Annotated in this window: 7 protein-coding genes; 3 read left to right on the forward strand and 4 right to left on the reverse strand. The window is 69.9% G+C overall.

Translation table 11 applies throughout. The features are described from left to right. Nucleotides 1-569: 569 nt before the first annotated feature. Nucleotides 570-1,502, forward strand: a complete 933-nt coding sequence (locus AB0M56_RS11065; RefSeq protein ID WP_364173608.1) for a neutral zinc metallopeptidase — start codon at nucleotides 570-572, stop codon at nucleotides 1,500-1,502. Nucleotides 1,503-1,574: 72 nt separating this feature from the next. Here the strand turns inward: AB0M56_RS11065 and AB0M56_RS11070 are convergent, their stop codons facing one another. Next, nucleotides 1,575-3,071, reverse strand: a complete 1,497-nt coding sequence (locus tag AB0M56_RS11070) for a M28 family metallopeptidase (RefSeq protein ID WP_364173611.1) — start codon at nucleotides 3,069-3,071, stop codon at nucleotides 1,575-1,577. Between the two features lie 83 nt (nucleotides 3,072-3,154). Between AB0M56_RS11070 and AB0M56_RS11075 the strand changes: the two genes are divergently transcribed. Further along, entirely contained in the window at nucleotides 3,155-4,132 is a 978-nt protein-coding gene (locus tag AB0M56_RS11075) for an NAD(P)H-quinone oxidoreductase (RefSeq protein WP_364173613.1), read from the forward strand. A 21-nt stretch (nucleotides 4,133-4,153) separates the two neighbouring features. On the opposite strand, the gene AB0M56_RS11080 is transcribed toward AB0M56_RS11075, so the two are convergent. Continuing rightward, entirely contained in the window at nucleotides 4,154-5,353 is a 1,200-nt protein-coding gene (locus AB0M56_RS11080; protein ID WP_220245647.1) for a cysteine desulfurase-like protein, read from the reverse strand. 90 nt (nucleotides 5,354-5,443) lie between these two features. Here AB0M56_RS11080 and AB0M56_RS11085 point away from each other — a divergent pair, with 90 nt between their 5' ends. Further along, nucleotides 5,444-6,022 (forward strand): bacterial proteasome activator family protein, encoded by a 579-nt coding sequence (locus AB0M56_RS11085; RefSeq protein WP_364173616.1) that lies wholly within the window; start codon nucleotides 5,444-5,446, stop codon nucleotides 6,020-6,022. A 1,005-nt stretch (nucleotides 6,023-7,027) separates the two neighbouring features. Here the strand turns inward: AB0M56_RS11085 and AB0M56_RS11090 are convergent. Then, nucleotides 7,028-8,170: an epoxide hydrolase family protein gene (locus tag AB0M56_RS11090; protein ID WP_364173619.1), complete on the reverse strand. Its 1,143-nt coding sequence runs from the start codon at nucleotides 8,168-8,170 to the stop codon at nucleotides 7,028-7,030. Nucleotides 8,171-8,233: 63 nt separating this feature from the next. Beyond that, nucleotides 8,234-12,523, reverse strand: coding sequence for a ricin-type beta-trefoil lectin domain protein (locus AB0M56_RS11095; protein ID WP_364173622.1), 4,290 nt, complete (start codon nucleotides 12,521-12,523; stop codon nucleotides 8,234-8,236). Between the last annotated feature and the right edge of the window lie 9 nt (nucleotides 12,524-12,532).

The raw sequence follows: 12,532 nt of genomic DNA on the forward strand, positions 1-12,532 counted from the left end.
AGGGTAGAAGGCAGGCCGACGCGCTGCGCGCCCCGGCACCAGGTCGAGACCCAACCGAGGAGTCAGGTGAAAAACTCGGGAAGCTTCCCCCGAAGGTGGGTTACGAAACGGTTGAGACTTGAGCCGAAAAAGCGCATTCTTCTTGTCAACGGATGGGCTGATCAGGTAGCAGGCGGGCCGTCAGGGCGCCGCCGGACCGACCTCCCACCGGGAAGGCCAGGTGGTTGCATGGCAGGTGATTCCCGCGGTTGACCGCCCGCTGTGTCCCCGCGGCCGGCACGGCCTGAATACGGACCGGTCGCGACTGTGAACAGCACGAGTGGGCATCTACGGTGCGCTCGGCATTCTTCTCGCGCATCCGGCGTCGATCTGGCGTTGTTCTCTCCTCGCGGCCTCGGCACCGCGACGGCTCCGCCGGACGCCGGCCCGGCCGGTGGCCAACCGCCGTCAACAGAAGAACCTCGGTAGTTCCTGGGTGCGGTCCGCAGCGCATGGGCCGCACCCAGGCTTGTGTCCGGGGTACGGCCCGCAGGACGGCTTGTGTCCGGCTCGCCCGTTACGCTGCCGCTGTGCAATTCGACGACGACGCGGGGCTGGACACCTCGGAGGTCCAGGACCTCCGCGGCAGCGGTGGTGGCGGCGGTGGTATCGGCGGCCGCGTGGCGATCGGGGGTGGCGGGATCGGGGTGGTCGGTCTGATCATCTACTTCCTGATCTCCCAGTTCGGCGGAGCGAGCCTCGGAACCAACAGCGCGTCGAGCGAACTGGGGCTCGACAACGTGGGCTCCGGCCAGCAGCTGGAGAGCACCACGCTCTCGCAGAAGTGCCACACCGGCGCGGACGCGAACCGCGACCACGACTGCGCGATCGTCGCGATCATCAACTCCGTGCAGGACTACTGGTCGCAGGAGTTCGCGCGCAGCGGCCAGACCTACCGCAAGGCGCCGACGCGCTTCTTCACCGGCGGCGTGCGCACGGGCTGCGGCAGCGCGACGTCGGACACGGGCCCGTTCTACTGCCCGGCCGACTCGGACGTGTACATCGACCTCTCGTTCTTCGACGAGCTCAAGACCCGCTTCGGCGCGCAGGGCGGGCTGTTCACCGAGGCGTACGTGCTGGCCCACGAATACGGCCACCACGTGCAGAACCTCACCGGCACGTCCAAGCGCGGCACCGGCACCGGGCCGACGTCGGGCTCCGTCCGGTTGGAGCTGCAGGCCGACTGCTACGCCGGTGTCTGGGCCAACCACGCCTCCACGACGCCGACGGAATCCGGCAAACCGCTGGTGCAGAACATCACGCAGGACGACATCGCCAGCGCCCTCGACACAGCGTCGCGCATTGGCGACGACTACATCCAGACCAAGCTCGGCAGCGGGCAGGCGGACCCGTCGAGCTTCACCCACGGGACGTCGGCGCAGCGGGAGAAGTGGTTCACCACCGGCTTCACGTCGGGGCAGCCGGCGCGCTGCAACACGTTCGGCACCAACAACCTGGGCTGACCCCGCACAAACAAGGAAAGGCACCTTGAGGGACTCTGAGTCCCTGAAGGTGCCCTTCCTTGTTTCGGGAAACTACGCGGCCGCCGTGTCCCCGGTGGCGGCGAGCTTGTGCGCGGAGTGCTTCTTCGCCGCCTTGCCCGGCTTGCCCGGCGCGACGCCGTTCACCGACTCCGTGCTGGTCGCGTAGACGCCCAGCGTCCACGCGAGGCCGTCGGCGTTGCGGTCCAGGGCGACGCGGTCGACGTTGCCCAGGTTGTCGCACGCCTGGTGGTAACACGGGTCGAACGCGATACCCGCCGTGCCGCCCCACTTCGCGGCCTGGGCCTCGGTCTTGAGCACCTCGGCGCCCGTGTCGAGGCCGCCCGCCGGGATGCCGACGGCGATGAACTCGCCATAGTCCGAGCGGCCCGTGAAGTCGGTGCCCTCGACGGCGACACCGCGGCCGGTCAGGTAGTCGACGAACGTCTTCTCGATCTGGGCGGAGCCATACGGGCCGGGGCCGGCGCCGACGTGGTCGGAATCGTCGCCGTCGTAGGCGAAGTAGCCGGCGTTGGGCGAGCCGATCATGTCGAAGTTCAGGTACAGCGCGAGGTCGAGCTGCTGCTCGAAGCTCAGCGAATCGACGTAGTACGTGGACCCGACGAGCCCGAACTCCTCCGCGCTCCAGAAGCCGAAGCGCACGGCATTGTTCACCTTCGGCTTCGCGCCCAGCTGCAGCGCGGTCTCGAGCAGGGCCGCGGAGCCCGTGCCGTTGTCGTTGATGCCGGGGCCTGCCGGGACGCTGTCGAGGTGCGAGCCGAGCATCACGACGTTGTCCTTGCGGCCGGTCTTCGTCTCGGCGATCACGTTGTAGCTGATCCGCGCTTCCTGGAAGGTGCGCAGCTCCAGCTGCACGGTGGCGCCGTCCTTCGCGGCGAGCGCCTGGCCGTCGGCCTGCGACAGGCCGCCGGTGGGGATGCGCGCGTCGGCGGGGGTGCCGAGTGTCCCGTTGAGCGGGCCGGGTTCGTTGTTGGAGATGAGCGCGCCGATCGCCCCCGCGTCGGCCGCGGCCTGCTGCTTCTGCGCGAACGGGCACGCGCCGCGCGGCACGAGCACGATCTTGCCGGTCACGCCGGTGTAGTCGCTCGCTTCGCAGCCCGGGGTGGCGTCGGCGGGAACGACGGCCAGGGGTGCGGTGATGCCGCCGACCGGCGTCGAGGGCGTGTACTCCATCGCGATCACCGGCACGCCGGCGCCGTCGACGGTGAGCGTCTCGGCGAGGGTTTCGTTGTAGGTGAAGGGAAACTCCTGCCGCGTGACGCTGAAGCCCGCGGCTTCGAGCTTGCCCGCGATGTACTCGGCGGATTTCTTGTGCCCGTCGGTGCTCGCGGCTCGGGTGCCGCCGTTGGCGTCGGCGATGCGCTGCAGCGCGATCAGGTGGCGGTTGACGCCGTCGAGGGTCACCTTCTTCGTCAGCTGCTTGGCGAGGTCGTCGCTCTTCGCGGCCACGGCCGGGGTGGTGCCCATCGCCAGGGTCGCGCAGGCCGCCAGGATCACCGGCGGGATGAGTCTTTTACGGGTTAATGACATGGTTGCTCACCTTTGTGCCCGGTGTCCGGAACGTCAATGCGGCATTCGGCGGAGACTGCGAGGTGGGGGATACAGTCGGGCGCATGTACGCGATCACGATCCGCGAACCCGGCGGTCCCGAAGTTCTCGAGTGGACCGAAGTCCCCGACCCCAGCCCCGGTCCCGGTGAAGTACTGCTCGACGTGGCCGCCGGCGCGGTCAACCGGGCGGACCTGCTGCAGCGCCAGGGCAACTACCCGCCACCGCCCGGGTCGAGCGAGACCATCGGCCTCGAGTGCTCCGGCACGATCGCGGAGCTGGGCGAGGGCGTCGAAGGCTGGCAAGTCGGCGACGAGGTGTGCGCACTGCTCGCGGGCGGCGGCTACGCCGAGCGCGTGGTCGTGCCCGCCGGCCAGCTCCTGCCCGTGCCCGGTGAGGTCGAGCTGCTCGCGGCGGCCGGGCTGCCGGAGGTCGCTTGCACGGTGTGGGCCAATGTCGTGATGCACGCGAAGCTCGCCGAAGGCGAGACGCTGCTGATCCACGGCGGCGCGGGCGGCATCGGCACCCACGCGATCCAGGTCGGCAAGGCGCTGGGCGCGACCGTGGCCGTCACCGCCGGTTCGCCCGAGCGGCTGGAACGCTGCCGCCAGCTCGGCGCCGACATCACGATCAACTACAAGGAGCAGGACTTCGTCGAGGTCCTGCGTGCCGAGGCCAAGGGCGCCGACGTCATCCTCGACAACATGGGCGCGAAGTACCTGCAGCGCAACGTCGACGCGCTGCGCACCGACGGCCGGCTCGTGATCATCGGCATGCAGGGCGGGATCAAGGGCGAGCTGAACATCGGCAGCCTGCTGGGCAAGCGTGCGAGCGTCTTCGCCGCCGGGTTGCGGTTCCGTCCGCTCGACCAGAAGGCCGCGATCGTCGCCGACGTGCGCGAACGCCTGTGGCCGCTGGTGGCAAACGGGTCCGTGAAGCCGATCATCGGCCAGGTCGTGCCGATGGCCGAGGCCGCTTCCGCGCACCGGATGCTGGAAGAGGGCGACGTGTTCGGGAAGATCCTGCTGACCGCGAAGTCCTGAGCCGGGGAGCTGCGCTGGGCGTCAGCGCAGCTCTTCCAGGACGCGCACGAGCTGGTTGATCTCGAAGACGTTGGAGTAGTGCGCGAGCCCGATGCGCACCGCGCCACCGACCTCGCCGACGCCGAGCGACGCGAACACGCCGGCCGATCCGTCGTCGGCGAAGGCGCAGAGGCCTTGCGACGCCAGGTACTCCGCGACTTCCGGCGATTTCTTGCCCTGCACGGCGAACGCGAGCGCGGGGATGCGGCGCATCGCGTCGCCGATCACCATCACGTGCCGCAGCGAGCGGAGCTCCGTGGACAGCTGGGCGAGCAGGCCAGCGTGGTACGACTTGGCGGAGCCGAGGGACGTCACGAGTCTTTCGCGGCGCGAGCCGGACGCGGCGTCGTCGAGGCCGGCGAGGTAGTCGATCGAGGCGACGAGTCCGGCGAGCAGCGGGTACGCGTGGGGGCCGAGCTCGAGGCGCGCGGCGCCGCGGGCGGCCGGGTCGAGCGAGGCGGACGGGATGCGTTCCAGCATCTCGGGGTCGCGGAACACGAGCGCGCCCACCGACGGGCCGCCCCACGCCTGCGCGGAGACGACCATGACGTCTGCGCCCAGCTCGGCGAGGTCGAGGGGCACGAAGGGGGCCGCGTACGTCGCGTCCACCACCACGAGCGCGCCGACGCGCTTGGCGAACTCGATCACCGTGGGGACGTCGGGCCGCGTGCCGACCGAGCCGGACGCGAGCGTGACCGTGACGGCTTTGGTGCGGGCGGACACGAGGTTCTCGTACTGCCATGCAGGCAGCTCGCACGTCTCGATGTCGATCTCGCCCCAGCGCACGACCGCGCCCACGCGCTTCGCGGCGCGCTGCCACGGCGCGAGGTTCGCTTCCTCGTCGAGCCGGGACACGACGACCTCGTCGCCGATCGTCCAGCGCTCCGCCAGCGCGTCCACGAGGCGCCGCAGCATCACCGGCGCACTCGGCCCGAGCACGACGGCAGCCGGGTCCGCCCCGACCAGATCTGCCACGGCTCGCCTGGCCGCGGTGACAATGCTCTCCGCACGCTGTGAGGCCGGAAACGCTCCCCCCGGCCCGGACACCGGGGCACGCATGGCCGTCGAAACGGCCGAAGCGACCTGTTCCGGGACCAGCATTCCGGCGGCGCCGTCGAAGTGAATCCAGCCGTCACCCAGCGCGGGGAACAACCCACGGATACGAGCGACGTCGAACGCCATGGTGACACCGTACGGACGTGCGGTTTAGCGGTTACCGCGGGGTTGGCTCATGCGACTACGCTCGGACGCGACGCTGGCGTTTCTGATGGGATGGAGCACATGAGCGAGCCGAACTTCCGGCAGACTTCCGACGCCGAGTCGACCCCCCACGTGGTGGTCGTCGGCCCCGACGGGGCCCCGGTCAGGGGTGTTTCCTCGGCTGCACCCGAGGGCGAGGAGGCCGTCGGCGAGCTGGTCGAAGAGCCCGCCAAGGTGATGCGCATCGGGACGATGATCAAGCAGCTCCTGGAGGAGGTCCGCGCCGCACCGCTGGACGACGCCAGCCGGAACCGGGTGCGCGAGATCCACCAGAACTCGGTGCGCGAACTGCAGGAGGCCCTGGCGCCCGAGCTGCGCGAAGAGCTGGAGCGCCTGGTGCACCCGTTCGCGGACGACTCGACTCCGTCGGACGCCGAGCTGCGGATCGCGCAGGCCCAACTGGTGGGGTGGCTGGAGGGGCTGTTCCACGGCATCCAGACGGCCCTGTTCGCCCAGCAGATGGCGGCGCGGGTCCAGCTGGAGCAGATGCGCCGGGGGTTGCCGGCGGGGTCCTCGGGTGCGGTGATGCCGGGTGGCCCCGGTGCTGAGGGGCAGAGGCCTGGGATCAGTGGGACTGGGCAGTATTTGTGAGGTCTCGATTTGTGAGGTCTTGAGGTCTTGCGGTCTTGAGGTCTTGCTCGACGCGGTGAGTCGTCGGTGATGAGGGGATCGTTCGTGCGCTGGGTGGCGTGTGAACGGTCCCTTCTTGCTGTTTCGGGGTGAGCGGGCTTTTCGCGGTCGGTCGGTTGGCGGTCGGTCGGTTGGTGGTCGCGAGCGACCCCTTCGTCCCATCGCTCCCGCGAGAGCGGTCCTCACGCGCCACTGCCTGAGCGCGAACGGTCCCCTCATGCCGCGCGGGCGGCCGCGAGCGGTCCCCTCGACTCGTCAACTCGGTGCAAACGCGCCTTTCGCGCCGCCGACTGAGTGCGAACGGTCCCCTCGCGCCGCCGACCGAGCGCGAACGGTCCCCTCGCGCCCCCGACCGAGCGCGAACGGTCCCAGCGCGCCCCCGACCGAGCGCGAACGGTCCCAGCGCGCCGCCGCGTGGACGCGAAAGATCCCCTCGCTCCGCTGCCGGAGCACGAACGGTCCTCTCATACCCCGTGGGCGGCTGCGAACGGTCCGCTCGAACCGGCGCCGCGGCGCAAACGGTCCTTCCTCGCCGTGACCCGAGCGCGAACCGTCCCTTCATGCCGCCGGGTGGGTGCGGACCGTCCCTTCGCGCTGACAACCGAGCGCGAAGCGACCGTTCACGCCGGCGAGCGCGAACAGTCCCAGCGCGCCGCCACGTAGACGCGAAGGGTCCCCTCGCGCCGCGGCACCGGCGCGAACAGTCCCTTCGCGCCGCCGACTGAGTGCGAACCGTCCCTTCGCGCCGGCGGGCGAGTGTGAAACGACCGTTCACGCCGGCGTGCGCGAACGGTCCCAGCGCGCCGCCAAGTGGACGCGAAAGGTCCCGTCGCCCCGCGGCACCGGCGCGAAAGGTCCCCTCGCACCGCGGCACCGGCGCGAACAGTCCCCTCGCACCGCCGACTGAGTCCGAACGGTCCCCTCGCACCGGCGACCGAGCGCGAAGAGACCGTTCACACCCCCAGTTCACAAGCTCCCGAAGAACTTCCGGATGTCACCGATCAGCGCGTCCGGTTGTTCGAGGGCCGGGAAGTGGCCGCCGGCCGGGAACTCGGACCAGTGGGCGATGTTGTCGGTGCGTTCGGCGAGGGGGCGGAGGGGCAGGCCGATGTCGTCGGGAAACACCGCGACGCCGGTGGGGACCGTGGAAACGGGGAGGGGCGCGCCCCACGGACCCTCCAATGCGGCGTAGATGCGGGCGGACGAGTTGGCCGTGGCGGTGAACCAGTAGAGGGCGACCTCGGTGAGGAGGTCGTCGCGGTCGATGAGATCGTGGGTGGTGTTGGAGAAGGAGCGGAACTTTTCCGCGATCCACGCGAGTTGGCCGGCGGGTGAGTCGGTGAGGCCGTAGGCAAGCGTTTGCGGCTTGGTGGACTGGATGATCGCGTAGCCGGTTCCGGTGTGTTGGAAGGCGCGGGATTTCGCCAATGAACGTTCAGCCAACGACAGGTCGGTGCCGGTCAAGCCCTCCAGGTCCGACTCCGAGCGGGCGACGGCGGTGGGCAGCATGGTGACGTGCACCCCGAGCACGCGCGCAGGGAACTGGACGCCGAGCTCGCGGGAGATCAGCGCGCCCCAGTCGCCGCCGTGGGTGCTGAAGCGGTCGTAGCCGAGGGTGGTCATCAGCGAAGCCCACGCGCGCGCCCCGCGGGCCGGGCCCCAGGCGCGGTCGCGCGTCGGGCCGGAGAAGCCGAAGCCGGGGATCGACGGGACGACCACGTGGAAAGCGTCGCGGGGGTCCCCGCCGTACGCGCGGGGGTCGGCGAGCGGTCCGATCACGTCCAGGAACTCCACGATCGACCCGGGCCAGCCGTGCGTCAGCAGAAGCGGCGTAGCGCGCTCCTCGGGCGAGCGGACGTGGAGGAAGTGCACGTTCTCGCCATCGATGGTGGTGGTGAACTGCGGAAACGCGTTGATCCGCTCCTCGGCCGTCCGCCAGTCGAACCGCAGGCGCCAGTGCTCCGCCAGGTCCTTCACCTCGTCCACCGGAATCCCCAGCTCCCACCCGACGCCCTCGGGCTGGTCCGGCCAGCGCGTCCGGGCGAGCCGTTCGTGCAGGTCGTCGAGGTCGGCTTGCGGGACGTTGACGCGGAACGGGGTGAGAGTCATGCCGAAAACGCTAGAGGCGATCGAGGACAGGAAATGTCCTCGATCGCCCCAACGTCGAAACTGCTACTCGAAGTCCACGCTCCAGCGCTGGTTCGGCGAGTACTGGCAGTCGAAGAGCACCAGGCGGGTGCCGTCCGCGTCACCGCCGTTGAGGGTGCTCAGGCAACGCCCGGAGGCCGGGTTCTCGACCTGACCGTCCGGCCGCTGGAACCAGCGTTGACCGGAACCGCCGGTGCAGGTGAACAGCTGGACGGTGGTGTTGTTGGCCGTCCCACCGTTCGTCGCGTCGAGGCACCGGCTCTTCATCCGGATGGTCCCGTCGCTCTGCACCGTCGTCTGCTGCGCTGCGCTGATATTGCAGGTGAACAGCTGAATGGCGGTGCCGTCGGCATCGACGTTGCCGTTCACGTCGACGCACTTGCCCAGGATTCCGAGCATCTTGCCCTTGTGCGAGTACAGCCGCTCGGGCGTCCACGTCTGCGAAACCGATCCGGTGCACGACTGGATGGTCGCCGACGCAGCGCCCTGAGTGGCGTCGAGACACTTGCCGGCCTTCGGGTTGACAATCGTGCCGTCTCCCCTGAGTTCCCACCTCTGCGTCGCGAGGTCACCGTTACACGCGTTTTCGACGACCTGCGTCCCGTCGGTCAGCGCGCCTGCCTTGAGGTCCAGACAACGGCCGAGGGCCCTGATGGTGTCACCGGTAGCGAACGTCCAGTTGTCCGAAAGCGACTGGATGCACCCCGCCGCGGCGGTAGCCGCACCGTCGGCCGTGACACGGTTGGTCACGTTCAGACAGCTCCCGACGCCGTTCAGCAGCTGGTCTGCCATGGCGTTGCGGTTCGTGAACCCCCAGATCTGCTGGGCTTGCCCGTTGCAGTCCTGGATCGTCACCGCGGAACCGTTCGTCGAACCGGACGCTGCCAGGCACCGCCCGGACGCCAGGTTGAAGATCCTGCCGTCGGCGAAGACCTGCCACTCCTGGGTCGCCCCTCCCGAACAGCCCACCGCCAGCACTCGCGTGCCTGCGGCGGTCGAAGCGTTCTGGGTGTCGAGGCACTGGCCCACGACGTGCAACAGCAAGTCACCGGCCGTCCACTGCTGAGCAGGACTGCCGTTGCAGCTGAACGTCTGCACGGTCGAGCTGGTCGGCACGCCGCCGTTCAAGTCGAGGCACGAGCCGCCGAGGCCGGTGATCAGGTCGCTGCCCGAAACCCGGTTGGAGCGGACTCGCAGGTTGCGGAACTTCACCTCGTCGCCGGTGCTACCACTCACCAGCTGCATCATCGTGCGCCGCTCGAAGCCGCTTGGCTTCGTGTACTCGTTGACCTTCGTGCCGTTGAGCAGCACGGTGACCTTCGGCCCGGCCAGCGTGATCTCGAACGTGTTCCACTCCCCGACCGGCTTCGCGGCCGACGTGAGCGGCGCCTGCGCTCCCTTGATCGCGCCGGTGGCGTCGGTCGGCGCCGACGACGACCCGCCGATGGCGACCTGGATCCCTGACAACGCGCCCGGCGTGCGGGAGAACCCGAGCGACACCCCGGCCTGGGCGTTGTCCCCGGTGGCCTTCCAGTCCACGCGCAGGGTGTAGTCGTTGTCGTACATGTCGGAGGGGTTCCACGGCCCTCCGGCGCCGGTCGGCGTACCGAACTCGCACCCGTCCTGCACCGCGCCGGTCGGGCCCCACTTCGCCAGGGAGGTCTCCGGCCGCCCGTCGAGGATGGACAAGAACCCGGGCTCGTCAGTCGGAGCGACGCAATTGCCTGCTGCCGCGGCAGGCGAGCCGCCGACGAAGTAGCCCGTCACGTCAGCCGACATCTCGACCGCGCCGTCAGCGTTGGCCGCCGTCAGCTTGCCGCCGCTGCCCAGCGGCGCCAGAGTCGTGACCGGCGCGGTCTGGCCTTGGTCCGCGACCAGCGCCGGGGCATCCGCCCAACCGGTTTCGGGCGCGTAGAACGAAACACCGGTCGTGACGATCTTGTCCGCCGCGGAACCGGTCACCAGCACACCGGTCGCACCGGTCGGCACCCCGCCGACCCCGGTCACCTGGGCCGTGACGGAAGCACCACGCCCGATCGACGCGCGCGGAACGCCGCTACCGGTGCGCGTGTCGAGGACACGGGCCGCGCCGAGCGTCGGGACGTACATCGCGCCATCGCCCGGCGCGAACCAGCCGAGCAGATCGACCGCGACGTGCGTGAGCCCGGCCGAGTTCCGCAGCCGGATCTTGCCGTCGTCGCCGATCCGGACGATGGCCAGGTTCGAGCGTTTCTGGCCGATGTTAAGGAACAGGCTGCTTTCACTGGCCGGGTAGGTCTGCGGGTAAGCAGCGATCGTGGTCGGCACGGTCGCTTCTTCCGCGGTGAGGTTGACGGCCACGGCATTCGCGTTGTCCGGGACCCCGGAGTTGCCGCGAACTTGCAGAGCGAACTCCTCGCTGGCGCCCAGCGGGGTGTGCCGGGCGGCGGCTGCATCGTGGGTGTCGAACAGGCGCGTGCCACCCGGCACCGCGGTGTACGTGCCGACACCGTCTGGGCTGAAGTAGCCGGCGTAGTCGATGAACACCCCCGGTGTGCCCGCGGTGTTGTGGATCCGCACAGCGTGGTCGGCTCCGAGCGGGACAACCATCGTCAGTGCGGTCTGCCTGCTCGTATGCAGCGGGAATCGGATCGGCTGCGCCGCACCCGGGTTCTCGGCCGTGAACTGCAGCTCGGTCGGCCCGTCGGCGAGCCCGGCGGTCACGGTGAGGACCACGGCGGTGGCGTTGTTCGGCACGCCCGGGATGGCCAGCGTGAACGTCTCGCCGGCGGTGAACCTGCGCTGGTGCCCGCCGACCGCTGTGTTGGTATCGAGGATGTGCGCCGGTGTGGTCAGCGGGTTGAAAGCGCCGGGAACCGCGCCGGGCGCGGAACCGGGCGAGCCCATGGCGAGGATGCCCGCGCCCCAGTCGTTGGGGGATCCGCCGGCGACCGGCTTGGCCCGCGACTTGAGCAGGGCCTCGAGCTGGGTGGCGTCGAGCTGGGGGTTGGCGCCCTTGAAGAGGGCGGCAGCGCCGGCGACGTGAGCGGCGGCAGCGGAGGTTCCGGTGAACCCGTCGGTGCCGTAGGTCGCGGTGCTGACGGCGTCGAAGCCCGTGAGGTCCGGCTTGATGCGGCCGTCCACCGTCGGGCCGCGGCTGCTGTACAGCTCGAGCTGGCCGGACGCCGGCTTGGTGGCACCGACTGCCAACGCGTACGGCGAACTCGCGGGTTCGGCGATGCTCCCGGCCGGCGTCGGCCACTGGAGCGAACCGCCACCGCGCTTGGTCACGTAGAGGTCGAAGGACGTGGTGAACGGCGCGTTGTTGTTCTTCACCCAGATGTAAAAGCTGCCGGCGGACCCGGTGGTGTTGGTGAAGGTCGTTTCCTCGACTGGGGCGGCGCCTCCGGTCGTGTCCCGCTGGGACAACGTCGACCTGGCCACCACGTGCGGGTCGTTGACGCCGGTCGGCGCCACCGCTTGATCGGTGACGTAGAGGTCGAGGTCCTTGGTGGTGACCGGCCACGCATCCCAGCGCAGTGTCACCGTGGCCGACAGACCGGAGCCGACGGCGAAGCCGTTGACCTCGGACGTGCCGCTGAACTCGACCCACCCGTTGGCGCCGCTGCGATCCGCGGCCTGGCCGGAGTAGTGCAGCTGACCATAGTTGCCCGCCGCGGTGGACCACAGGATTCCGGCCTGTCGGGAGCGTTCGACAACCTGCGCGGGGCTGTTCGCATCAGGCCCGGTGCCGTCGCCACGGCCGGAACCCGGCACCGAGATCGCGGCGCTGATGATCTGCACGCCCTGCTGTTGCAACCAGTCCCCGGCGGGCGCGAACCCCATGGTGTCCTGCACGCACGAGAGGTACAGCGTGGCGTCCGGCGCCATGTCGTGCACGACCTCCGCGACGTTGATGCCGTGGTCGTCGTCGACCGTCGCATCGAGACAGTTCGAGCCGTTCGTCACGAGCTGGGTCCCGGTGGGCAGCTCACCCGCTGCCTGTGCGTCCGCGAGCCCGCCGAACCCGACGTCGAGGATGCCGATCTTGACGCCGGCGCCCTTGTTCCCGGCCTGGAGCCACGAATCCGCGCCGGACGCCGCCACACCCTCGGACGTGATCGCGGACGGCAGCACCTTGGTGGGCCGCTGGATCGCGTGCACGCCGGGCTGCTTGGCGAGCGCGTCGACTTCGGCCTCGTCGACCGCGGCCCGGACCTGACCGGGCTGGGCGGCGGAAACCGTTCCGCCGACGGCTTGGACCGCCGCGCGTAGGGCAGTCTCGTTGTCCCCCCTGACGTAGAGGAGCACGCGGCCCTGCTTGTCCTTGGCCACCTGCTCCTT

Origin of the sequence: Amycolatopsis sp. NPDC051372 (assembly GCF_040682095.1) — a bacterium.
GTDB lineage: Bacteria > Actinomycetota > Actinomycetes > Mycobacteriales > Pseudonocardiaceae > Amycolatopsis.

Bases quoted from the DNA above. Each gene is read 5' to 3' on its own strand.
- AB0M56_RS11075 (WP_364173613.1), top strand. From the start codon at position 3,155: ATGTACGCGATCACGATCCGCGAACCCGGCGGTCCCGAAGTTCTCGAG.
- AB0M56_RS11090 (WP_364173619.1), bottom strand. From the start codon at position 8,170: ATGACTCTCACCCCGTTCCGCGTCAACGTCCCGCAAGCCGACCTCGAC.
- AB0M56_RS11070 (WP_364173611.1), bottom strand. From the start codon at position 3,071: ATGTCATTAACCCGTAAAAGACTCATCCCGCCGGTGATCCTGGCGGCC.
- AB0M56_RS11085 (WP_364173616.1), top strand. From the start codon at position 5,444: ATGGAGCACATGAGCGAGCCGAACTTCCGGCAGACTTCCGACGCCGAG.
- AB0M56_RS11080 (WP_220245647.1), bottom strand. From the start codon at position 5,353: ATGGCGTTCGACGTCGCTCGTATCCGTGGGTTGTTCCCCGCGCTGGGT.